Genomic DNA, 23,839 nt, shown 5'->3' on the forward strand with positions numbered 1-23,839 from the left:
CGGACTGCCTTGCTGGACGGGCTAGTGCCGGTTCCTGCTTTACGCTTCCACTTCGGCGAAGGCTGCATCGAGCCCGTGAATTTTGAGGGTGGCTCCGTCAAGGGTTCCACCGAAACCACTACCTGAAAGCAGCGTCAATGCGCCGATGTCTGGTGTAAAGCTCGTGCTGTCTGAGGTCATGTTGAAGACGCAGAGGATTGCCCGGTCTTCGAAGTGACGCAGCAACGCAAACATTCCCTCCGGCGCATCAACAAAGCGAATGCTACCCTTTTGCAGTGGCGGCTGTTGCTTGCGCCATGTCAAAAAGCTGCGCGTCCGCTCCAGTACTGAGGTGCCGTCGCCACTCTGCGCCGAGACCCCAACCATATGATGCGCCTGAGGCACCGGCAGCCACGGCGTTCCTTCCGTAAAGCCGGCATGTGCCGCGTCAGCATCCCACGGCATTGGCGTTCGGCACCCATCGCGGCCCTTGAATTTCGGCCAGAAGCGAATGCCATAGGGATCCTGCAGTAGCTCGAAAGGCACATCGGCTTCTTCCAGCCCCAGCTCTTCGCCCTGATAGATGCAGGGCGTTCCGCGCAGGCAGGTGACAAGAGCCGTGGCCAGAGGTGCGAAGCGGCGGAGATCACGGCCCTGCCCCCAGCGCGTGGCAACCCGGGTAACGTCGTGGTTCGATAGCGCCCAGCTTGGCCAGCCATCGCCAAGCTCGGCTTCCATCGCCTCTATTGTCTGGCGCAGGTAAGCGGGCGAATTGTCTTCTGTCAGCAGGTCGAAACTGTAGGCCATGTGCAGCCGCTTGTCCTTGACTGTATAGGCTGCTGTCGTACCGATCACGTCCCGGTCTGCGCCAATCTCGCCGACCAATGTTGTGCCGGGATAGGCGTCGGCGAGGCGGCGCAAGCGTTCCAGAAACGCCAGGTTTTCAGGTCGCGTCTTGTCAAAAAGGTGATGTTGGAAGGAGTAAGGGTTCGACGGATCGACGCCGGTGATAGGCACGTTCGGTGGACGTGGCGGATTGTCCCGCAATTCCTGATCGTGGAAGTAGAAGTTGACTGTATCCAGCCGGAAGCCTTCCACACCCAGATCGAGCCAGAAGCGGGCGACATCGAGAACCGCCGTCTGAACCTCTTTATTGTGGAAGTTCAGGTCCGGTTGGCTGGTCAGGAAGTTATGCAGGTAATACTGGCCGCGTACGCCATCCCACTCCCAGGCGGAACCGCCGAAGATCGACAGCCAGTTGTTGGGCGGCGACCCCTCCGGCTTGGACTGCGCCCAGACATACCAGTCAGCCTTGGGGTTTGATCTGGAAGAGCGGCTTTCCTTGAACCAGGCGTGCTGGTCGGAAGTGTGAGAGATCACCAGATCGATGAGGACTTTGAGCCCGAGGCTCTTGGCCTTTGCGACCATGGCCTTGAAGTCGTCCAGCGTGCCGAACATCGGGTCGACATCCCGGTAGTCGGAGACATCGTAGCCGAAGTCGGCCATCGGCGACGTGAAAAAAGGCGAAAGCCAGATCGCGTCCACCCCAAGACCGGCAATATAGTCGAGGCGGCGGGTGATGCCCGGCAGGTCGCCGATGCCGTCGCCGTTGCTGTCCTGAAAAGAGCGCGGGTAGATCTGATAAATCACCGCGCCGCGCCACCAGTCGGTGTCGCCGGAGGCTGCGGGATAGGCTGTGTCTGATGGGTGGGGCAGCATATCCGACATGAGTGTCTTTCCGGTTGATGTGTCGTCCTCTCGCCAATGACTGCGGCCGTGCCGGGAGGTGAACCTAGAAAAGTGAGTTTCAAAGCGCTTTGAATCGCTAGCTGCTTCAGTGCAAGGCGTCAAGAAAAACCACACTGAGGAGTTTCATCTGGCATCAGAAGAGTGTCTCATCGACGGAAGGGACGCACTTTTCGCAAAAACTGATGGTCAAATAAAAAGGCCAATCCCGCTCGAGCGGAATTGGCCGGAAAATCTGAAAAATATCGAAAAACGACTTGATGTAACGCTACGGATTATCCGCCTTTCAAGTGACAGGCGCATGAAGGAACAGCGTAAGTCATATGACGATTATTTGAGCCGAACCGGCAGCATTTTTCAATGAACCCGACCGCATTCTGAGGTTTGCTGCGTGTGCGAAGACAAAGCCTTTTCTTCCCACTGTTGGCGGCGTAGTTTCTGGTCTTGATAGAGGTCGGCGGGAGGTCGGCCGGATTTGGAGGAAGCATCATGGCAACAGCAATCGTAGGCTGGTCTCATCTGCCGTTTGGCAAACACGGCGACGAAACTGTCGAGAGCATGATCGTCAAGGTGACAAACGCAGCCTTGGAAGATGCGGGCATCGCAGCAGAAGACGTCGATGAGATCGTTCTCGGCCATTTCAACGGCGGCTTCTCGGCGCAGGATTTCACCGCGTCGCTGGTCTTGCAGGCCAATCCCGACTTGCGGTTTAAGCCGGCTACGCGGGTGGAAAATGCCTGTGCCACCGGGTCAGCTGCCGTCCATCAGGGCGTTCGGGCAATTGAAGCCGGTGACGCGTCGGTCGTGCTGGTTGTCGGTGTTGAACAGATGACGACGACACCGGGGCCGGAGATCGGCAAGAACCTTTTGAAGGCATCCTATCTGGCGGAAGAGGGGGACATTCCGGCTGGGTTCGCTGGTGTCTTTGGCCAGATTGCCGAGAGCTACTTCCAGAAGTACGGCGATCAGTCTGACGCCTTGGCCCATATCGCGGCGAAAAACCACAAGAACGGCGCAGCCAATCCACTGGCGCAGATGCGCAAGGATCTGGGCTTCGATTTCTGCCGCAACGAGGGCGAGAAAAACCCGTTTGTCGCCGGCCCGCTGAAGAGAACCGATTGCTCGCTGGTCTCTGATGGCGCCGCAGCTCTCGTGTTGACCGACGCGACCATCGCTTTGGGCATGAAGAAGGCGATTGCCTTCCGTGGCATGGCGCATGTGCAGGATTTCCTGCCGATGTCGAAGCGTGACATCCTGAAATTCGAAGGGTGTTCACGGGCCTGGGGTCAGGCACTGGGCGATTCCGGACTGGCGTTGGAAGACCTGTCCTTTGTCGAGACACACGACTGTTTCACCATCGCTGAACTGATCGAATATGAAGCCATGGGCCTGACCGGGGAGGGCGATGGCGCCCGTGCCATTCTGGAAGGGTGGACCCACCCGGATGGCAAGTTGCCGGTCAATCCGTCCGGCGGCCTGAAGGCCAAGGGCCATCCTGTCGGGGCCACTGGCGTCTCCATGCATGTTCTGACCGCCATGCAGCTGGCGGGGGAAGCTGGTGACATCCAGGTGAAAAACGCCGAGCTTGGCGGCATCTTCAACATGGGTGGTGCTGCCGTGGCAAACTACGTCTCTATTTTGCAGGCGATGAAGTAGCATCCACACAGGAATGGCGGCGGTGCATGCTCTGCCGCCATTTTCGTGGTGTTCTTGAGTTTCTGGGCTGAAAAGCCTGCTGTTTCCTCGCACTCGGCGGCTGAGGAAACCTTTTCTCCTTTTACGAGCTTCTTTGAAAACCCGTGCCCGCAGAAACGCTGGCGAAACCGCTACATTGGGTTGGAACAATTCCAAGTAGGCGGAGAGGCCTGATGACTTCGCGCAAGCGTGGCAACCCAAGGACCCGACTGGATGTCTTCCCGACCTTTTTCAAGGTCGCGGGTGAGCGCGTCTGTGTGGTCGGTCATGGCGGCGAGGCCGCTGCGAAGGTGCGTCTGCTGGGCGAAACCAATGCACTGATCGAAGTCATTTCGCGGGATATCGAGCCTGAACTTGCCGAGGTGATCGACGAAGTCGGCGCCGTCCATGTTGCCGAGAACTTTCGCCCAACCCACCTGAATGGCGCTGTGCTGGTCTTCAGTGCCCGTGAGGATGACGCACTCGATCGGGCTGTTGTCGAAGCTGCGCGGATCATGGGGGTGCCTGCCAATGCTGTCGATAAGCCGCATCTCTGCCAGTTTTACACAGGCGCTCTGGTCAATCGGGCGCCGATAGCCGTGGCAATCACATCGACGGGCGTCGGTCCGGTTCTGGCCCGTCACATTCGGGCGCGTATCGAAACCATGCTGCCGCGCTCGACGGGCGATCTGGCCCGTTTGGCCGAAAGCCTGCGGGATGCAGCAGCCAATCTGATCCCGGATGGCGCAGCGCGGCGTCGGTTCTGGGCGAAGTTCTTTTCCGGTCCGGTGTCTACCCGTGCCTACGCCGGCGACCTTGCCGGCGCACGCCAGGAAGCACAGCGACTGTTGAATGGCGCGACAGAAGAAAATGGTTATGTCTGGCTGGTCGGGGCTGGTCCGGGAGCTGAAGATCTCTTGACCTTGCGGGCGCAACGCCTTTTGCAAGAGGCCGATGTGATCGTGCATGACGCTCTGGTGCCCGCTGCTGTGGTCGCCATGGGGCGTCGGGATGCGCAGCGCGTTTCTGTCGGCAAGCGCAAAGGCAAGCATTCGGTCTCCCAAAAGGAGATTTGTGAAAAGCTGGTTGAACTTGGTCAGGCGGGTCTGAAAGTGGTCCGGCTGAAATCCGGCGATCCGATGATCTTCGGCCGTGCTGCCGAGGAAATGGATGCCCTGCGGAGCGCGGGCATCGATTTCGAGGTCGTTCCAGGCGTCACCGCCGCCTTTGCAGCAGCCGCTTCGGCGCAATTGCCGCTGACCCTGCGCGGTGTGGCTTCCACGCTGGTGTTTGCCACGGGCCACAATGCCAAGTCCGAAACCCTGCCGGAGTGGGCCGGGCTGGCTCTCAAAGGTTCAACAGTCGCAGTGTACATGGGCCGCAGCGTGGCTGCTGCCGTCTCGACCCGTTTGATTGCAGCCGGCATGAAGCCGCACACACCGGTCGCAATAATCGAAAATGCTGCCCGCGCTGAGGAACGTCAGTTCCTGGGCAGCCTGCAGGACCTGCGCCTGCTGAGTGAGCGTGACGATATCGATGGACCTGTGCTGATGGTGATTGGAGACGCAGTCGCCCACGCAAGTCTGGCTGCCGCCGAGCCTATCTCGGCAGCGGCCTTGAAACGTAATTTTGCTGCCTGAGGAGAGAGGCAATGAAGGTTATCACTGGAAACCGCCTGCTGGACGGAGAAGTCGTCTGGATGGGGGAAAACGGATCCTGGGTCGAGCTGCTTTCGCTCGCCAAAATCCTGCACGAAAAGAACGATGTCGCAGACGCGATGGCCTTGGCCAAGAAGTCGCTGGATGAGCAGGTGATGGTCGATGCGTATGAAATCGACGTCAAGGAAGAGGATGGCCGGGTCGTTCCGGTGCGCCTTCGCGAGCTTATTCGGGCAGCCGGTCCGACGACGCACCCGCACCTTGGCAAGCAGGCACGTCCAACACTGGTGTGAGACCCTGCCCAGGGCACACCCGCGAGACGCGAAACAGATACCAATGAGGGCAGCGCCGCGCCCACGCGCAGGCAGCGCCCGAGCGGAGAGGATTTGAGATGTACCGCTACGATGAGTTCGATCAGGATTTCGTCAACCAGCGCACCGCGCAGTTCACCGATCAGGTGCGTCGCCGTCTGGCTGGTGAGCTGTCGGAAGACGAGTTCAAGCCGCTTCGCTTGATGAACGGCCTGTACCTGCAGCTGCATGCCTACATGCTGCGTGTTGCCATTCCTTATGGCACGCTGAATGGGCGTCAGATGCGCAAGCTGGCCGATATCTCCCGCAAGTATGACAAGAGCTACGGCCACTTCACCACCCGGCAGAACATTCAGTTCAACTGGCCGAAGCTGGAAGATACTCCGGCTATTCTTGAAGAGCTGGCCGAAGTTGAAATGCATGCCATTCAGACTTCGGGCAACTGCATCCGCAATGTGACCGCAGACCATTTCGCCGGCGCTGCTGCCGACGAGATCGCCGATCCGCGTCCCTATGCCGAGATCCTGCGTCAGTGGTCGTCGCTGCATCCGGAATTCTCGTTCCTGCCGCGCAAGTTCAAGATCGCCATCACCGGCGCGCCGCACGACCGTGCCGCCGTGCAGGTGCATGACATCGGTCTGCAGCTGGCCCGTGGCGAAGATGGCAACATCGGCTTTGTCGTGTTTGTTGGTGGTGGTCTAGGCCGTACGCCGATGATCGGCCGCAAGGTGCGTGACTTCCTGCCGGAAGAGGACCTGCTGGCCTATTCGGAAGCGATCCTGCGCGTTTACAACCGCTACGGTCGTCGCGACAACAAGTACAAGGCCCGCATCAAGATCCTGGTGCACGAGACCGGTCTGGAGGAACTCAAGGCTGATATCGAGGCTGAGTTCGACAAGATCCGCCACGGCGTTCTGCGTCTTCCCGATGAGGAAGTGCGGCGCATCGAGGCCTATTTCGCACCGCCCCCGCTGGAAGTGCTGGAGGTCGATGACAAGGGCCTTGAGGACCGCAAGGCATCGGATGCGGCGTTCGCCCAGTTCTGTGCGCACAACCTGAACCCGCACCGGGTTCCCGGTCACACCAGCATCACCATATCGATGAAGCCGATTGGCGGAATTCCAGGCGATGCGACGGATGTGCAGATGGATGTGATTGCCGATCTGGCAGAGCGTTTCGCCCACGACGAAATCCGCATTTCGCATGAGCAGAATGTCATCCTGCCGCATGTTGCCTTGAAGGACGTCCCGGCGATCTTCGACACGTTGGTTGCTCATGGCATGGCCGAGGGCAACGCCGGTCTGATCACCGATATCATCGCTTGCCCGGGCATGGATTACTGCGCTCTCGCAACGGCACGCTCCATTCCGGTCGCTCAGGAAATTTCCGAGCGCTTCGGCAATGCGGATCGTCAGGCGGAAGTTGGCGAGCTGAAAATCAAGATTTCCGGCTGCATCAACGCCTGTGGTCATCACCACGTCGGTCACATCGGCATTCTCGGCCTGGAGAAAAAGGGCGAGGAATTCTACCAGATCACCCTGGGTGGTTCGGCAGACGAAAAGTCCTCCATCGGCAAGATCGTGGGTCGCGGCTTCTCCTCGGAAAAGGTTGTCGATGCAATCGAAACTTTGGTGGACACCTATCTCGGCCTGCGGGCTGGCAAGGAAGAAACCTTCCTGGATGCCTATCGGCGCGTCGGGGAGGAGCCTTTCAAGGAGGCACTCTATGGCATTAGCTGAAGCCCTTCGGGCTAATGAGCAGAAACCGGATCCGGCGGTTGCCAGGGTTGCGGCGTTGAACGCGCGGTTCGAGGGCCAGTCTGCCCTCGACATCCTGCGCTTTGCCCTGACGGAAGGCTTTGTTGGCGATATCGCCATGGTCTCCAGTTTCGGCGCGGATTCGGCTGTGCTGTTGCATTTGATGGCCCAGGTAGATCCCGCGACGCCAGTTGTGATGGTCGATACCAACAAACTGTTTCCCGACACGCTGCGCTATCGCGATCTGCTAGCGGAGACCTTCGGGTTGACGAACGTACTGTCTGAAAAGCCGGCACGTGAGGATCTCTCGAAAGAGGACCCTGCAGGCATGCTCTGGATGACCGACACCGATGCCTGCTGCCATATCCGCAAGGTGGTTCCGCTGGAGCGGGCGCTGGAAGGCTTTGGCGCGTGGATTTCCGGTCGCAAGCGGTTTCAAAGCAGAACCCGCGCGAAGCTCGACATCTTCGAGATTGAAGACGGTCGGGTGAAGGTCAATCCGTTGGCGGATTGGTCGGCCCAGGACATTCTGGATTATTCCCGCGATCACGATCTGCCGGCACATCCGCTGGTGGCACAGGGGTATCCGTCCATTGGGTGCATGCCATGTACTTCCAAGGTGGAACCAGGCGAGGATCCGCGCTCCGGTCGCTGGCGCGGCCAGGAGAAGACCGAGTGCGGCATCCACATCGCCAGCCATGGGCGCGAAGTGGATGGCAGCGGGATTTAATTCCAGCCGACACCTTGGCCTCCCATCGGTCAGGCTTTAAGACACATGTGCCGCATGCCGGTCCGAGAGGGAACGGGCAATTGGTTTCGGCAAGGACGCGATACGGACGCGAAAGAAAAGATGACGAAGATTTTTGCAAACGGCGCTTTCCGCGACGAGGAATGGGCTCATATTGGTCTTGAAGATGATCTTCCAGAGACCGGAAATGTCCTGCTGCCCATGAGCCGCTTTCTGGAGGAGCCCAACAGCTTCGCCGGTTCCAACCGCGGTCTGGCTGTGGTGGTCGCCGCTGGCGAGGATGTGGAGCTGCTGGCCGACCATCTGGACAAGCTGGCGATCATCGCGGTGGATTTTCCCGCATTCTCCGACGGCCGAGGGTTTTCGGCAGCCCGTGTTCTGCGCGAGCAGTTGAATTATCAGGGCGACATTCGCGCCATCGGCAAGTACATTCTGGATCAGGCGCCACTGTTGCGCCGCTGCGGTGTAACCAGCTTCGAGATTTCCAAGCCGGAAATGCTGAAGGCACTGGATGCAGGGGAGTGGCCGGAGGTGACCAATTATCTCCAGCCGGTCGACGCCGTTGAAGAGCTCCCGGCTGGTGAGCGTCCCTGGGCGCGCAAGCCCGTGCCAGGCGCTCCGGAAGCAGCCGAATAAGCTGCGCATTCAGCATTAAAAAAAGCCCGCCAATGTGGTGGGCTTTTTGTTTGTTACAGCGTGTGGCAATGCTGGTTAGACCTGTCCAGTCCGCTTCAGTTCGTTATAAGTCGCATCCAGCGTCTTCTTTGTCGTGGCGACCAGAAGATCGGCTTCCTCGTGGCTCAACACCAGCGGCGGAGAGATGATCATGCTGTCGCGAACGGCACGCATCACCAGGCCGTTCTGGAAGGAGAGGTCGCGGCACATCGTCCCGACGCTGCCTTCATGCGCGAATTTGACTGACCGATCACCCTTGTTCGGAACAAGCTCGATGGCGCCCATGAGGCCAACCATCCGTGCTTCGCCGACGAGTGGATGATCGCCGAGCGCTTTCCAGCGCTGCTGCAGATAGGGACCGATATCATCGGCGACGTAGCCGATGAGGTTTTCGCTTTCCATGATTTCCAGGTTGGCCAGGGCCGCCGCAGCACACGCCGGGTGACCGGAGTAGGTGTAGCCGTGGTAGAACTCGCCGCCTTTGTCGATCAGCCCTTCGCATACACGGTCCGACACCAGAACACCACCGATAGGCAGGTAGCCGGAGGACAGTCCCTTGGCGATTGGCATCAGGTCCGGCTCAAGCCCGAAGTATTCTGAGCCGAACCAGGTGCCGAGGCGCCCGAAGCCGCAAATGACTTCATCGGCGACAAACAAGATGTCACGCTCCTTCAGGATGCGCTTCACTTCAGGCCAATAGGTCTCCGGCGGGATGATGACACCGCCAGCGCCCTGGATAGGCTCGGCGATGAAGGCCGCAACCTTGTCTTCGCCGATCTCGTCTATCGCCTGCACCAGCTTGCGGGCGACATGAATGCCGAATTCGTCGGAGCTCATGTCGCCGCCTTCACCGAACCAGTAAGGCTGGTCGACGTGATGAACGCCCGGTATCGGCATATTGCCTTGCTCGTGCATGGCCTTCATGCCGCCGAGGCTGGTGCCAGCCACCGTGGAGCCGTGGTAGCCATTCCAGCGGCCGATGATGACCTGCTTCTCCGGCTTGCCCATCTGGGCCCAATAGTGACGCACCATCCGAAAAACGGTGTCGTTTGCTTCGGACCCCGAGGAGCAGAAGAACACATGGTTCATGTGCGGCGGAGCAAGCTGTGCCAGTTTCTCCGCCAGAGCCACCACAGGCGGGTGGGTCGTCTTGAAGAAGGTGTTGTAATAGGACAGCTCGCTCATCTGCTTGTGAACGGCGTCAGCAATCTCCGGCCGCCCATGCCCCACCTGAACGCACCACAGACCCGCCATGCCGTCCATGATCCGGTTGCCGTCGGAATCCGTCAGCCAGACGCCGTCAGCACGAGTAATGATCCGGGTGCCTTCCTCGTTCAGCTCCTTGGTGTCCGTGAACGGATGGATGTGGTGAGCTGCATCAATCGCCTGGAGCGATGCAGTTGGATAGATGTTGGACACCGCGGTCATGGGGCTTTCTCCGGTGACGGGTAAGTGGCTCCGGATCAGACGTTGAGAAGCAGGTATTCCCGCTCCCAGGGACTGATGACGGACATGAATGTTTCAAACTCTTCGTATTTGATGGCCCGGTAGGTCGCGACGAACTTTTCGCCGAAGATCTGAACCATCGCGTCGTTGCGCTCGAACAGGGCGAGCGCATCGGTCAATCCGCGCGGCAGAGCTTTTTGCAAGTCACTGCAATCCACGCTCTGGGGGGCATCCGGCGTCAGCTCTTCCATCATGCCCAGATACCCGCAGGCAAGGGAGGCGGCGATGGCGAGATACGGGTTCGCATCCGAGCCGGGCACGCGGTTTTCCAACCGTCGCGCCTGCGGGTCAGAGTAGGGAACGCGTAGACCGACCGTGCGGTTGTCATAGCCCCAGTAGACGTTGACCGGAGCTGTCGAGCTGCGGGCAAAGCGCCGATAGGAGTTCACGTAAGGCGCCATCATCGACGTTACGTAGGGCAGATACTTCTGATGGCCGCCGATGAACGACAGGAAGGCCGGGGTTTCTTTGCCTTCTGCATCGGAGAAGATGTTCTTGCCCGTCTGCTTGTCGATCACTGACTGGTGGATGTGCATGGCCGAGCCTGGCTGGTTTGACATAGGCTTCGACATGAAGGTCGCGAACATGTCGTGACGCAGCGCAGCTTCACGAATGGTGCGCTTGAACAGAAAAACCTGATCGGCCAGCTCCAGCGGGTTGCCGTGACGCAGGTTGATTTCCATCTGCGCCGCGCCTTCCTCGTGGATCATCGTGTCGATTTCCAGTCCCTGCTTTTCCGACAGGTCGTAGATGTCATCGATAAGATCATCGAATTCGTTCAGGGCGGAAATCGAATAGGACTGTCGTCCCACTTCCGGGCGCCCGGAGCGGCCGGTGGGGCGCTCAAGCGGGTAATCGGGATCGGTGTTCGGCTTGACCAGATAGAACTCGATTTCCGGTGCGACAACCGGCTCCCAGCCCTTGTCTTCATACAGCTTGAGGATCCGCTTCAGCACGTTGCGAGGTGCGGTTTCCACCGGTGACCCGTCACGGGTGTAGGCATCGTGGATCAGCTGGGCGGTCGGGTCGGTTTCCCAAGGCACGACGGTCAACGTGGAATAGTCGGCCCGGAAATACAGATCTCCGTCGATTGGGTTGTGCTGAAACCGCTCATCGTCTTCCGGATAGCTGCCGGAGATGGTTTGGGCAAAAATAGAGGCGGGCATGGTCATCACCGGGCCGGAGAAGAACTTCTCCGTCGGCATCATCTTGCCACGGGCAACGCCGGCCAGATCTGGAACGATGCACTCAATGTCATGGATGTTGCGCGCATGCAGCCAGGAGCGGGCGGCATCCTCAGCGTCGACACCTCGCAGGCTGTCGACATTGTCAGAAGAGTTGGCGTTTTCCTTGGGAGTGGAATCAGTGCTCACTGGGGGGCTCCATATTGTGCGGTCTGGCAGAACGACGCGGTAGATTCGGGCCGCAGTATGCCAAGTTTTTCCAGTCCCTTGCAGCTTCGATGAACGATAGGGCGGTTTTCGAGACTGGAAGCGCTTTATGAGGCGCACGCCACGTTGCCATCCTATCAACTTAAGCTCAGGCATAATTTGTGATCACAAAAAATGCAAGGGTCGAGTTTCAGGGACCGGTCAGTCTTGACCGGATCATTCGATGTGAAAAGGGGGCTGAACTCACAAGGTGGGCAGGCAATCCCGACCCAGCATGCCCATGCCGTCGGAAATATCTGAGGCGATGGCCTGACGCAACGCTGTGGCGTCTCTGGTTTCAATCGCTTTCAGGGACTGCTTGTGCCAGTCGACCAAATTCGCCGTGCCGACGCGACCATAGACCATGCGCATGTAAGGCCCGAACTGCAGCCACAGGCTTTCCACCAGCGGCAGCAGGATCTGCGAGCCGGACTTTTGATACATGCGGAAGTGGAACTGATGGTTCAGCTGCATGTAGCCCACGGCATCGCCACTTTCCAGGCAACGGTCGATTTCCAGGTCTATGTCGAGGAGTTCCGCAGCGTCACTTGCAGACAGGTGCGGCAATGCCATGGCCGCCACTTCCGGTTCCAGCAGCAGGCGGGCTTTGAGGATCTCGTCAAAGCGTTCGCTGCTCATTTCCGGCACCTGGACCCGACCATTGGGCTTGATCACCAGGGCGTGTTCAGCAGCAAGACGTTGAATAACCTCGCGAACAGGCATCGGGCTGACGCCGAGTTCACTTGCCAGGCCCCGCAGTGTGACAGCTTTTCCGGGGATGAAACGCCCGGTTAGAAGCGATGTCCGGATCGCCTGTTCAACTTGGGCTCGGGTCGCACCGCGCTGGCCTGGGGTGTCACTCGGCTTGTCTGGGGAGGCAGGGCCTGCTTCAGGGGTCGGCTTCGTAGGGTTCTCCATTCCAGTCCTTGAGTATCCTTGTCGTCATAATGGCTCAGGTATGGAGCGCTTGGCGTGCCGATCGGGGATATTTGACAGCTCTTGCCAGGTTTTGTCTACGCCTCTCCTGATCAGCTTGGCGACATGCCCGTAATTTGAGCGTTACTTCCAAAAGGTGGTCTGGAGGGACATGCCTGCGCTGCTTGACAGTCGCACTAAATGTGATCACAACATATTGGAAATCATATGGAGTCGTCCAGATCAAGCAAGCTTGTTTCTGGTCGGTGGGCCGGCCGATGAACTCCTTTGGCTGGGAATTGGGCGAAAGCCACCAGATCGCTGGCCCCAAAAATAAGGGAATACCTTTCGACATGGTCGATCTGCCGCAATTTACCATCGAACATCCCGATGAGACGAGCTGGAAGAAGGGTGTCGAGGCCTTTCTCGCCGAACATCCGGATCTCGACACGCTGGAAGTGGTGCTGCCCGACACCAACGGGGTCTTGCGCGGCAAGTGGTTGCCAGGCAATGCGACTGCCAAGGTCTTCGAGCAGGGCGTGGCCTTTCCGTTTTCGCTGTTCGGACTTGATGTCTGGGGACGTGAAGTTGAAAGCACCGGCATGCATATCGAGACCGGGGACAGGGACGCATTGTGCTGGCCCGTCCCGGAAACCCTGAAGCTGGTGCCTTGGAGCGACCGCAAGACGGCGCAGGTGTTGTTGTCGATGTATGATCGTGAGGGCGCGCCCTTCATGATGGATCCGCGGCATGTCTTGAGATCAATGTGCGACCGCCTGGCGGAGCATGGTCTTTCGGCGACCTGTGCGTTTGAGCTGGAGTTCTATCTTCTGGAAGAAACCGACGGCGATTGGACCGATCAGCCCAAGCCGTTGTTCTCTACCCACCTCGGCCCGGCACGTCAGAACATGTACGCCCTGTCTGATCTGGAAGCGTTGATGCCGCTGGTGGACGATCTGCGTCGGGCCGCCGAGCTACAGAATATCCCGGCCGATGCGGCCGTATCGGAAGCCGCTCCCGGCCAGTTTGAGCTGAACTTGCATCATCGCCGCGATCCACTGCAGGCTGCGGACGATGCCGTTTTGCTGCGTCGTCTTGTGCAGGGAGTTGCCCGCAAGCACAATCTGAAAGCGTCCTTCATGGCCAAGCCGTTCGTAGAATGGCCCGGCAATGGCATGCATGTGCATGTTTCCATGGAAGACAAGAACGGCAACATCTTCGCTTGTCCGGAGGAGGGAAGCACCCGTCTGGGCCATGCCATCAGCGGCTTGCTGAGGACCATGCCGGAAGCACTGCTGCTGTTCACCTCGACCTTCAACGGCTTCCGCCGGATGCAGCCGGGCTCTTACGCTCCAACGTCAATCTGCTGGGGCTACGACAACCGCTCGGTCGCTCTGCGCGTTCCGGCCAGCAGTGCCGAAGCCACGCGCATCGAACATCGCATCGCCGGTGCGGATGCCAATCCGTATTTCGTGCTGATTGGTGTATTGGCAGGTATGCTGGAAGGCTTGGAAAACAAGCAGCCGGCCCCGCCGCCGGTCATCGGCAATGCTTATGAAGCCAAGAACAAGCGGCTGACACCCTGGATGGATGAGGCGATTGACGCGTTCGAGGCTTCGGATCGCATGAAGGCCGCCGTCGGCGATGAGATGCACAAGGTCCTGACTGAGATCAAAAAGGAAGAGCTGAACGAATTCGGCCGTGAGATCTCATCCCTGGAACGGCAGACTTATTTGTAAGTCTGCTTTTGAAAACGGGCTTGTAAGACGAGAAACACGTCTTGATGGGAGCAGGCCTTTGACTTAGCGTTCGGTGGCCAACAGGCTGTCGGGTCATAAAGCCAACACGTCGAGAACGGCGGGCAGAGCACCTTCTGGAGTGGAGTTTAATATGCAGAAACATCTGATTTTGAGTGTTGCGGCCTTGTGCCTGATGGGCGGTTCGGCCCTTGCGCAAGACAAGGTCGTCAACGTCTACAACTGGTCGGACTACATCGACGAGTCGATCCTGGAAGATTTCACCAAGGAAACCGGCATCGAAGTCAAATACGATGTCTTCGACAGCAACGAGATCCTCGAAACCAAGCTGCTTGCTGGCGGCACCGGCTATGATGTCGTGGTTCCGACCGGGTCCTTCCTGTCTCGTCAGATCACCGCTGGCGTATTCATGAAGCTGGACAAGTCCAAGCTGACCAACCTGGAAAACATGTGGGCCGATATCTCAGCTCGCGTGGAAAAATACGATCCGGGCAATGATTACTCGATCAACTACATGTGGGGCACCACCGGCCTCGGCTACAACGTTGAGAAGGTCAAGGCAGCTCTGGGCGACGATGCTCCGGTCGATAGCTGGGATATGGTCTTCGATCCGGCCAATGCAGAAAAACTGTCCGCTTGCGGCATCTTCATGCTGGACGCGCCGACTGAGATCATCCCGGCATCCTTGAACTACCTGGGCCTGGACCCGGACAGCAAGGACCCGGAAGACATCAAGAAGGCCGGTGAGCTGCTGGAGACGGTCCGCCCGTTCATTCAGAAGTTCCACTCTTCTGAGTACATCAACGCACTTGCCAATGGCGATATCTGCCTGGCAGTCGGTTGGTCTGGTGATATTCTACAGGCCCGTGATCGTGCTGCAGAGGCCGACAACGGTGTGACGGTGGAATACTCCATCCCGAAGCAGGGGGCTCTCATGTGGTTCGACCAGATGGCGATCCCGGCAGATGCTCCGCATCCGGATGCAGCGCATGAGTTCCTCAACTACATCATGCGTGCCGACGTCATGGCGAAGGCGTCCAACTACGTCTACTACGCCAACGGCAACAAGGCGTCTCAGGAATTCCTGAATGAAGACGTGATCGGCGATCCGGCGATCTACCCAAGCGAGGAAACTGTGTCGAAGCTTTACACCGTCACCGCTTACCCGCCGAAGGTGAACCGGGTTGTGACCCGCGTCTGGACATCCGTGAAGAGCGGACAGTAATCCAACAACGAAAGCCCCGGACAATCTGTCCGGGGCTTTTCGGTTGCACGGTAGGATGCCACTGCTCAAGCTTGGGCGACAGGTCGGAGCGAAAGTTTCACCGGGCGTTGCACGCTCGAAAGCCTGCAGGGCAATCCTGGCAGCCGAATGCCGCTATCAGTCTCAAAGAAAATAAGAATTCCGGGAACCGAACAACTCTTTGAACCGTCTTTTTGAGAGACACACCCGCTGCAATCGGTAACATGTGTTTGCGTCTGCGCGGGGAAGCTGCGGAGCCGGCATGAGCCCGGTGGAGCCCGCCCGAGGTAGGTCGAGGGTGGTTCTGTAAGCAGGTGTTTCTCGTCAGGGAACCGTGCCGATCCTTTTCGGATCTGGCCAAATGTTTGAATTTCAATTCCGCCGATGGCGGGACCAGGGGGTGGGTACTTGGCAAAGAAAGCAATTGGGCCGGTGCGCCGGACGTTTACGCCTTGGGAAGACAGCACGGCAACGCCGTTCATTGAATTCCAGAACGTAACCAAACGCTTCGGCGATTTCACCGCCGTCGACAATCTCAGTCTGAAAATCTACGAACGCGAGTTCTTTGCGCTTCTCGGGGGGTCGGGCTGCGGCAAGACCACCATGATGCGCATGCTTGCGGGTTTCGAGACCCCGACCGAGGGCAGCATCCTGATCGATGGTCAGGACATGCACGGTGTGCCGCCTTACAAGCGGCCGGCCAACATGATGTTCCAATCCTATGCGCTGTTTCCACATATGAGCGTTGAGGCAAACATTGCCTTCGGCCTGAAGCAGGATCGGATGTCGAAAGCCGACATCGCGGCGCGGGTCACTGAAATGCTGCGGCTGACGAAGCTTGAGGCCTTTGGCAAACGCAAGCCTCACCAGCTCTCCGGCGGTCAGCGCCAGCGCGTAGCTCTGGCCCGTGCCTTGGCGAAAAAGCCGAAAGTTCTGTTGTTGGACGAGCCGCTCGGCGCGCTGGATCGCAAGCTGCGTGAGGAAACCCAGTTCGAGCTGATGAATATTCAGGAAGAGCTGAAGACCACTTTCCTCATCGTCACCCACGACCAGGAAGAAGCCATGACCGTGGCCGACCGCATTGCCGTCATGGATGCCGGCAAGATCATGCAATGCGCGACACCTTCGGAAATCTATGAAACGCCCAACTCCAAGTTCGTCGCGGACTTCATTGGGGATATCAACCTGATCGAAGCCAGGGTTGTTTCCAAGTCAGAAGACGGAACAATCATGGATGCCCCGAGAATCGGCTGCCGGATCGACAGTTCGCAAACCACGACCGTCAGCGTTGGCGATACCGTCTGGTATGCCATGCGTCCGGAAAAGGTTCGCATCGAGTTGGGAGAAACGGAAACACCTGAAATCAACCAGGTCGGCGCGGAAGTCTGGGACATCGCCTATCTGGGCGACGTTTCAATCTTCCACTCGCGGGTCGGTGAAGCTGAGGAAACCAGCTTGCGGTCGACCATCGCCAATGTGACCCGATTGGTAGAGCGTCCACTGACCTGGGAAGACAGGGTGACCTTGAGCTGGGGCCGCGATGCCGGCGTCATCTTGTCCAAGTGATGGTGGAGGAGGAGTGAGGCCATGAGCCAGACACAGACAAAACCCCGTCGATCCCTGGGCGCGAAGGCGCTGATTGCTGCCCCATATTTGTGGCTGTTGGTGTTCTTTCTGGCACCGTTTCTGATCGTTCTGAAGATCTCCCTGTCGGAGGTCGCGGTGGCGATGCCACCTTATGTTCCGACATTCGACCTTGCCTCCGGCTGGAGTGCCTTCGTCGAGAAGCTCTCTGACCTCTCCTTTGAAAATTATATCTGGCTGACGGAAGACGATCTCTATTGGAAATCCTATATTTCCAGCGTCGTCATCGCAGGGATTTCGACTTTCATCACCTTGCTGGTCGGCTACCCGATTGCCTACGGCATGGCGCGCTCGCCCAAGGCCTGGCGTCCGACCTTGCTGATGCTGATCATCCTGCCGTTCTGGACCAGCTTTCTGATCCGCGTCTACGCCTGGATCGGTATCCTGAAGAATGAAGGGCTGCTCAATCAGCTGCTTTTGTGGGTTGGCGTCATCGATCAGCCGCTGGTGATCCTCAACACCAACACTGCCGTCTACATCGGCATCGTCTATTCCTATCTGCCGTTTCTGGTTCTGCCGCTCTACGCCTCTTTGGAAAAACTTGACGACAGTCTGCTTGAAGCGGCGGAAGACCTTGGCTGCCCCTCTTGGAAGGCTTTCTGGAAGATCACCTTTCCGCTCTCGATCCCCGGCATGATCGCCGGATGCTTTCTGGTGTTCATTCCGGCGGTCGGTGAATTCGTCATCCCCGATCTTCTTGGCGGATCAAACACCTTGATGATTGGCAAGACGCTCTGGGTGGAATTTTTCTCCAACCGGGACTGGCCGGTCTCGTCGGCTGTTGCGGTCTTGCTGCTGCTGTTGCTGGTCATCCCTATTGTGCTGTTCCAGAATTATCAGCAGAAGATGCAGGAGAAACAGGCATGAGAAACGGTCCCTCCTGGTTCAACGTCACGTCGCTGGTGGTGGGATTTTCCTTCCTCTATCTGCCGATCGTTCTGTTGGTGATCTTTTCATTTAACGAATCGCGTCTGGTCACGGTCTGGGGAGGCTTCTCCACCAAGTGGTATGGAGAGTTGTTCCATAACAAGCAGCTTCTGGACGCTGGTAAAGTCACCTTGCAGGTGGCTTTTCTCTCCGCATCCATTGCAACGGTGCTCGGCACGATGGCTGCCCTGGTGCTCTCTCGCTCGGGCCGGTTTCCGGGGCGGACAATCTTCTCGGGGATGATTTTTGCGCCACTGGTCATGCCCGAGGTGATCCTCGGGCTGTCAATGTTGCTGCTCTTCGTGGCGATTGATCAATCGCGCGGTTTCTGGACGATCATCATCGCACACACCACTTTTTGCATGTGCTACGTCGCCGTGGTCGTGCAGTCGCGTCTTGTCGGCTTTGATCGAAGCATCGAGGAGGCGGCAGAAGATCTCGGCTGCCCGCCCTTCAAGACGTTCTTCCTCATCACACTGCCTGGCATCTTGCCTGCGGTGATTGCCGGTTGGATGCTGGCCTTCACCCTGTCGCTGGATGATCTGGTCATCGCCAGCTTCACCACCGGACCGGGGGCAACGACGCTGCCGATGAAGATCTACTCGCAGGTTCGCCTTGGGGTCACACCGGAAATCAACGCGGTCTGTACGATCCTTGTGGCCCTGGTGACCATGGGCGTGATTGCCGCGTCGGTGACGACCAAGCGAAGGGAAACCCAGCGCCAGCGTGACGAGCGGGCGGCTATCGCTCAAGGGTAGTGTTTGAAGAAAACAGCTGAACCGCGAAGGGGAAGGTCATATGGCCTTCCCCTTTTGTGCATCTGCGAAAGAGATCAGTTGCCGGGCGGGCGCAGCAAGAAGATCACGATCCAGATCGGCACCACGATCAGCGCGCCAAGCAGCATCGTCGGCACCGCCCAGTCGATGGCATTCAGGATGTAGATCCAGACATCGAGAGGTGTCAGGCCAATGCTTTCAAGAAGATCCGCAGCGGAAATGCCGAAGACGGACAGTGCTATCCCGACCAGCAGGGAAAAGCCGGAGATTTTCAAAAGCGTCAAAAGGAATTGAGACAAGCTTCGCTCCGAAATCACCTCGTTCAGACCGCCCATGTTAAGACAGTGGCGACCGGTTGCGCTATGGTCAAGCAATAGACCGGGGATGAAAGTCTTGTTGCCGCTGCTGGTATATATGTCCAGCGAGAAAATGCGGAGGCCTTGATTGCCAAAAAGTCACGAAGTGAAGACGGCTTCACTCTTGACGCTCTGCAACATGTGGTTTCAAGTGACCCCAACTGGTGACAATCTTCTTGGGAGACGAATATGCAGAAGATTTACCCGAACGCGGCCGCCGCGTTGGAGGGAGTTGTGTTTGACGGGATGACGATCATGGCCGGTGGCTTTGGTTTGTGCGGAATTCCGGAGAATCTGATCGCAGCTCTTCGGGACACCGGCACAAAGGATATCACCGCGATCTCCAACAACGCCGGTGTCGATGATTTCGGCCTGGGCCTGTTGTTGCAGACCCGGCAGATCAAGAAGATGATCTCGTCCTACGTCGGTGAAAACGCAACTTTCGAGCGTCAGTACCTGAATGGAGAACTTGAGCTTGAGTTCAATCCGCAGGGAACATTGGCAGAGCGCATCCGCGCGGGTGGTGCCGGGATCCCGGGTTTTTACACGAAAACAGGCGTTGGCACTTTGATCGCTGAAGGCAAGGAACTGAAGGACTTCAACGGCGAGACCTATGTTCTGGAAACCGGATTGTTGGCCGATGTGGCATTGGTCAAGGCGTGGAAAGCCGACAAGGAAGGCAACCTCGTCTTCCGCAAGACTGCGCGCAATTTCAACCCGATGATGGCCACGGCAGGCAAAGTCACGATTGTTGAAGTGGAAGAGATCGTCGAGACCGGTGAGCTGGATCCCGACCACATCCACACCGCAGGTATCTTTGTCGACCGGATCCTTTCCGCATCATTCGAAAAGCGCATTGAAAAGCGCACAATCCGTCAGGCCTGAGGAGGGCACCATGAGCTGGACACGTGACGATATGGCCAAGCGCGCCGCCCAGGAGCTGGAAGACGGCTTCTACGTCAATCTGGGTATCGGAATCCCGACCCTGGTTTCCAATTACATTCCGGATGGCGTTCAAGTCGCCCTTCAGTCGGAAAACGGCATGCTCGGCATGGGGCCGTTCCCGACCGACGACGAAGTGGATGCCGATCTGATCAACGCTGGCAAACAGACCATCACCGAGCTACCGCAGACGAGTTATTTCTCCTCGGCTGACAGTTTCGCGATGATTCGTGGCGGGCACATCGACCTGTCGATCCTCGGTGCGATGGAAGTCTCCGAGAAAGGCGATCTCGCCAACTGGATGATCCCGGGCAAGATGGTCAAAGGCATGGGCGGCGCCATGGATCTGGTCGCAGGCGTCAAGCGTGTGGTCATTGTCATGGATCATGCCTCCAAGAAGGGAGATGCCAAGCTCTTGAAGGAATGCACGCTGCCGCTGACCGGGGTTGGCTGTGTTGACCGCATCATCACCAACCTGGGTGTCTTTGACGTCACAGACAATGGTCTGAAAGTGGTTGAGCTGGCTCCGGGCATCACACTGGACGAGGTCAAGTCCAAGACTGAGGCTGCGCTGGTCGACTAAGGCCGCATAAGCCTTCGACACAAACACAAGATTGCAAGAACCGTCGGTGTCCTGGGGCATCGGCGGTTTTTCATTGGGCCGTTGATAACGGCCTATTCTGCCGCTGACAGGTCGGGAGAGGCGAGTGGGACGGCGGCCTCCAGCGGCGGACGCGTTGAGGACTTGCTGCGGAAGCTTTGTGCGCTTGTGCGTGCCAGCAGGATGACAGGCAGCAGCCCGACAAGAACAATCGCCAGCGCTGGCAGGGCGGCATCCTCGAAGGCCTCGCGTGAGGCTGCTTCAAAGACCGTGGTGGCCAGCGTTTCGAAGTTGAAAGGACGCAGCAGAATGGTCGCCGGCAGTTCCTTCATGCAATCGACAAAGGTCAGCAGCAAAGCCGATAAAAGCACCGGCTTGAGGATCGGCAGGTGAACCTGCCAGAGCGTTTGCGAGGCTGTGCGCCCCAGGGTGCGGGATGCCATGTCGAGGTGGGGGGAGATCTTGGCAAAGCCGCTGTCGATCTGGCCGAAGGAAATCGCCAGAAACCGAACTGTGTAGGCATAGATAAGCCCGACGCCTGAGCCGAGCAGCAGCGGCCCGGTTGCATAGCCGAAGGTGCTCTTTGAAAAGGAATTGAGCACGCCGTCAAGATTGGCGAGAGGCACCAGAATGCCGACGGCCAGAATGGTCCCGGGAATGGCATAGCCGATGGCGGAAAACCGCACGGCAAGGGAGAGGATGACGTTCTTTTGCAGGCGCATGCCATAGGCGAGGGCGACAGACAGACTGACGGTCAGCACCGATGCAATGCAGGCCAGAAACAGGCTGTTGCTGATCGCCGCGAGAAACGCCCCGTCCATAAGCTGCTCAAGCCTGCGAGAAGCCATCTTGACCAGAATGTAGGCTGGAATGCCGAAGCCGAGCAGCACAGGCAGCGCACAGGCGGTAAAGGCAACCGTAGCGCGCCAGCCCTGCAACTTGAACCGCGAAGGCTGAAGGTGCTTGGTGGAATGGTTGTGGAATTTCTGATGCCGTCGTCCCTGGCGCTCGACCCACAACAGGGCAAACACCATCAACAGCATGGCAACGGCCAGCTGAGCTGCGCCTTCCAGACTGGATCGGTTCAGCCAGGTCTCATAGACGGAGAAGGTCAGCGTGCGAACACCGAAGAAGGTCACGGCGCCGATGTCGTTGAGGCACTCCATCAACGCGAGGGAAACACCGACGACTGCTGCCGGTCGGGTCATCGGCAAGGCCACGGTGAAGAACACCCGCCAGGGAGAGGCGCCAAGCGTCCGCGATACGTCGAAGACCGAGGCGATCTGGATCAGGAAACTCGCCCGGCTGGTCAGGTAGACATAAGGATAGAGCACAAGGCTCATCACAAAGATCGCACCGCCGAGCGATCGAACTTCCGGAAACCAGTAGTCACGTGAGGTCTTGAAGCCAAAGACGGATCGCAGGGCGGACTGCAGCGGACCGGTGTAATCGAGCGCCTCTACATAAGCAAAAGCAACGATATAGGTCGGAATCGCCAGCGGGATCAGCAGGATCCAGTCGAACCAGCCACGCCCTGGAAACCGGCACATGGTGGTGAGCCAGGCGGTTCCGACACCCAGCACGGTGGTCAATACCCCGACCCCGGCCATCAGGATCAGCGTGGTTGCCATAGACCGAGGCAGGACGGTGGTGAGCAGGTGATGCCAGACGTCACCAGCGGGCGACAGCGCAATCCAGCCGATGGCAAGCAGGGGAATAAGCACAAGGGCCGCCGCTACCAGCGCCAGCCCTGACCACGCACCCTCTGAACTCTTGCCGGCATCACCGATCACGCATGCATCTCCTGATCGGGGCCGGCCCCGGAAGTGTCAGTAGCGGGACGGTTTGTCCCGCTACTGAACGGTCTTTCAGCTCTGGGGTCCGTTGTCGAAGCCGACGCGGTCCACCATTTCGCTTGCTGCTTTACGGAAGTCGGCGACTTCGTGCAAGGGGAGGCTGTCCGGCTTCAAGGTTCCCCACGACAGGACGCGCTCTGAAACAGGAACCTCCGGATCGACCGGGTATTCGAAATTGGTCTCGGCATAGATGCCCTGGGCCTGATGCGAAGTCAGGAAGCTGATGAACTTCATGGCCGCTTCCTTGTGTGGCGCATATTTGGCAAGAACCACCCCGGACAGGTTGACATGGCTGCCGCGATTGTCCGAATTCGGGTAAAGCAGCTTGACGGAAGCAGCCCATTCCTTTTGTTCCGGATCCTTATCGTTGGTTTCCATCTGACCCATGTAATAGGTGTTGCCAAGGGCGATGTCGCATTCGCCGGCGTAGATCGACTTGACCTGTGCGCGATCGTTGCCGGTCGGCTTGCGGGCGAGATTATCGCGAACAGCGGTCAACCAGGTTTCGGTTTCTGCTTCGCCATGATGGGCGATCATCGAGGCGATCAGGCCGAGCGTGTAGTCATGCTGGCCCGAGCGGGTGCAGATACGGCCACGCCATTTCGGGTCGGCCAGGTCCTCGTAGTCGATGCTGTCCTGTTCGACGCGTTCACGCGATGCATAGACGATCCGCGCACGGCTGGTCAGTCCGATCCAGGCGCCGTCGGGGTCCTGAAATTCTGCCGGAACTGTGCCTTCCAGCTGCTCAGCCGGAATGGGAGCAGTGATACCAAGGTCCTTGGCGCCGGACAGTCGTCCGATATCCACAGTCAGCATGACATCTACGGGTGAGTTCTCACCTTCCGTTGCGATACGTTCGCCGAGCCCCTTGTTGGAAAAGACCACATTGGTCTTAATGCCGGTTTTTTCTTCAAAAGCGTCCAGCAGTGGCTGGATCAGATATGGCTGGCGATAGGAGTAGATGTTGACTTCTTCGGCTTGCGATGCGGCCGGAAGGGCCAGAGAAAGCGGAATGCAGGAAATGGTGGCCAGAGCCAGCCGATGCCAGTTGCGTGTCATGTTTTTCTCCCTTTATCGCCGTTATGGACGGTCTCTGATATGGAGACGAGACTATGGTTGCGAGCCTGAAGGCTGTCAACGAACGCTTTTAAATCAATAGTTTAGAAGAATTCCAAAAGGAGTTGAGCGTGTTGATAATACATGAATGTAGGCCTCTGAATTTACAGGCAATTTTTCAGAAAGTCCGGGATGCGCCGGGTCGCGATGTTTTTCTGCGACCCTTTGTCCTGACTTAAAAGTGAAGGGCGCCCGGAGTTGGTGCACCGCGGACGCCCTCAA

Annotated in this window: 20 protein-coding genes; 13 read left to right on the forward strand and 7 right to left on the reverse strand. The window is 58.2% G+C overall.

Translation table 11 applies throughout. The annotated features are described in order from the left end of the window. Positions 1–39: 39 nt before the first annotated feature. Complete coding sequence (locus tag J0X15_RS11135; RefSeq protein ID WP_231710377.1) at positions 40–1,707, reverse strand: alpha-amylase family glycosyl hydrolase; 1,668 nt, start codon at positions 1,705–1,707, stop codon at positions 40–42. 507 nt (positions 1,708–2,214) lie between these two features. Here J0X15_RS11135 and J0X15_RS11140 point away from each other — a divergent pair. The 6 genes from J0X15_RS11140 to J0X15_RS11165 all read left to right on the forward strand — a co-directional run bounded on the left by J0X15_RS11140 (position 2,215) and on the right by J0X15_RS11165 (position 8,509). After that, on the forward strand, positions 2,215–3,381 hold the full coding sequence (locus J0X15_RS11140; RefSeq protein ID WP_206940663.1) for an acetyl-CoA acetyltransferase: 1,167 nt from the start codon (positions 2,215–2,217) through the stop codon (positions 3,379–3,381). A 212-nt stretch (positions 3,382–3,593) separates the two neighbouring features. Further along, on the forward strand, positions 3,594–5,039 hold the full coding sequence (gene cysG / locus J0X15_RS11145; RefSeq protein ID WP_206940664.1) for a siroheme synthase CysG: 1,446 nt from the start codon (positions 3,594–3,596) through the stop codon (positions 5,037–5,039). Positions 5,040–5,050: 11 nt separating this feature from the next. Further along, entirely contained in the window at positions 5,051–5,350 is a 300-nt protein-coding gene (locus J0X15_RS11150; protein WP_206940666.1) for a DUF2849 domain-containing protein, read from the forward strand. 98 nt (positions 5,351–5,448) lie between these two features. Beyond that, positions 5,449–7,107 (forward strand): nitrite/sulfite reductase, encoded by a 1,659-nt coding sequence (locus tag J0X15_RS11155; protein ID WP_206940668.1) that lies wholly within the window; start codon positions 5,449–5,451, stop codon positions 7,105–7,107. Continuing rightward, positions 7,094–7,855 (forward strand): phosphoadenylyl-sulfate reductase, encoded by a 762-nt coding sequence (locus J0X15_RS11160; RefSeq protein ID WP_206940670.1) that lies wholly within the window; start codon positions 7,094–7,096, stop codon positions 7,853–7,855. The genes J0X15_RS11155 and J0X15_RS11160 overlap by 14 nt, the downstream gene beginning before the upstream one ends. A 120-nt stretch (positions 7,856–7,975) precedes the next feature. Continuing rightward, positions 7,976–8,509: a DUF934 domain-containing protein gene (locus tag J0X15_RS11165; RefSeq protein WP_206940672.1), complete on the forward strand. Its 534-nt coding sequence runs from the start codon at positions 7,976–7,978 to the stop codon at positions 8,507–8,509. A gap of 75 nt (positions 8,510–8,584) precedes the next feature. Here J0X15_RS11165 and J0X15_RS11170 read toward each other — a convergent pair whose 3' ends face one another. The 3 genes from J0X15_RS11170 to J0X15_RS11180 form a co-directional block, all read right to left on the reverse strand. After that, positions 8,585–9,976 (reverse strand): aspartate aminotransferase family protein, encoded by a 1,392-nt coding sequence (locus J0X15_RS11170; RefSeq protein ID WP_206940674.1) that lies wholly within the window; start codon positions 9,974–9,976, stop codon positions 8,585–8,587. Positions 9,977–10,011: 35 nt separating this feature from the next. Beyond that, positions 10,012–11,427, reverse strand: coding sequence for a glutamine synthetase family protein (locus J0X15_RS11175; RefSeq protein WP_206940675.1), 1,416 nt, complete (start codon positions 11,425–11,427; stop codon positions 10,012–10,014). A gap of 261 nt (positions 11,428–11,688) precedes the next feature. Continuing rightward, positions 11,689–12,402: a GntR family transcriptional regulator gene (locus J0X15_RS11180; RefSeq protein WP_206940676.1), complete on the reverse strand. Its 714-nt coding sequence runs from the start codon at positions 12,400–12,402 to the stop codon at positions 11,689–11,691. A 275-nt stretch (positions 12,403–12,677) separates the two neighbouring features. Here J0X15_RS11180 and J0X15_RS11185 point away from each other — a divergent pair, with 275 nt between their 5' ends. The 5 genes from J0X15_RS11185 to J0X15_RS11205 all read left to right on the forward strand — a co-directional run bounded on the left by J0X15_RS11185 (position 12,678) and on the right by J0X15_RS11205 (position 18,728). After that, complete coding sequence (locus J0X15_RS11185; RefSeq protein ID WP_209015256.1) at positions 12,678–14,138, forward strand: glutamine synthetase family protein; 1,461 nt, start codon at positions 12,678–12,680, stop codon at positions 14,136–14,138. Between the two features lie 151 nt (positions 14,139–14,289). Then, entirely contained in the window at positions 14,290–15,381 is a 1,092-nt protein-coding gene (locus J0X15_RS11190; protein WP_206940678.1) for a polyamine ABC transporter substrate-binding protein, read from the forward strand. A 402-nt stretch (positions 15,382–15,783) separates the two neighbouring features. Further along, positions 15,784–16,965 (forward strand): ABC transporter ATP-binding protein, encoded by a 1,182-nt coding sequence (locus tag J0X15_RS11195; protein ID WP_206940680.1) that lies wholly within the window; start codon positions 15,784–15,786, stop codon positions 16,963–16,965. A gap of 21 nt (positions 16,966–16,986) precedes the next feature. Continuing rightward, complete coding sequence (locus tag J0X15_RS11200; protein WP_206940682.1) at positions 16,987–17,910, forward strand: ABC transporter permease subunit; 924 nt, start codon at positions 16,987–16,989, stop codon at positions 17,908–17,910. Next, complete coding sequence (locus J0X15_RS11205; RefSeq protein WP_206940684.1) at positions 17,907–18,728, forward strand: ABC transporter permease; 822 nt, start codon at positions 17,907–17,909, stop codon at positions 18,726–18,728. The genes J0X15_RS11200 and J0X15_RS11205 overlap by 4 nt, the downstream gene beginning before the upstream one ends. Positions 18,729–18,802: 74 nt before the next feature. Here the strand turns inward: J0X15_RS11205 and J0X15_RS11210 are convergent, their stop codons facing one another. Then, complete coding sequence (locus J0X15_RS11210; protein WP_206940686.1) at positions 18,803–19,045, reverse strand: DUF6460 domain-containing protein; 243 nt, start codon at positions 19,043–19,045, stop codon at positions 18,803–18,805. Positions 19,046–19,291: 246 nt separating this feature from the next. Between J0X15_RS11210 and J0X15_RS11215 the strand changes: the two genes are divergently transcribed. Next, on the forward strand, positions 19,292–19,987 hold the full coding sequence (locus J0X15_RS11215; RefSeq protein WP_206940687.1) for a CoA transferase subunit A: 696 nt from the start codon (positions 19,292–19,294) through the stop codon (positions 19,985–19,987). A 10-nt stretch (positions 19,988–19,997) separates the two neighbouring features. Further along, entirely contained in the window at positions 19,998–20,627 is a 630-nt protein-coding gene (locus J0X15_RS11220) for a CoA transferase subunit B (RefSeq protein WP_206940688.1), read from the forward strand. Between the two features lie 92 nt (positions 20,628–20,719). Here J0X15_RS11220 and J0X15_RS11225 read toward each other — a convergent pair whose 3' ends face one another. Then, positions 20,720–22,438 carry an ABC transporter permease gene (locus J0X15_RS11225; protein WP_209015257.1) on the reverse strand — a complete coding sequence of 573 codons (1,719 nt, stop codon included), beginning with the start codon at positions 22,436–22,438 and terminating at the stop codon, positions 20,720–20,722. A gap of 75 nt (positions 22,439–22,513) precedes the next feature. After that, positions 22,514–23,560: a Fe(3+) ABC transporter substrate-binding protein gene (locus J0X15_RS11230; RefSeq protein WP_206940689.1), complete on the reverse strand. Its 1,047-nt coding sequence runs from the start codon at positions 23,558–23,560 to the stop codon at positions 22,514–22,516. Between the last annotated feature and the right edge of the window lie 279 nt (positions 23,561–23,839).

Origin of the sequence: Roseibium limicola (genome assembly GCF_017313085.1) — a bacterium.
Lineage (GTDB): Bacteria > Pseudomonadota > Alphaproteobacteria > Rhizobiales > Stappiaceae > Roseibium > Roseibium limicola.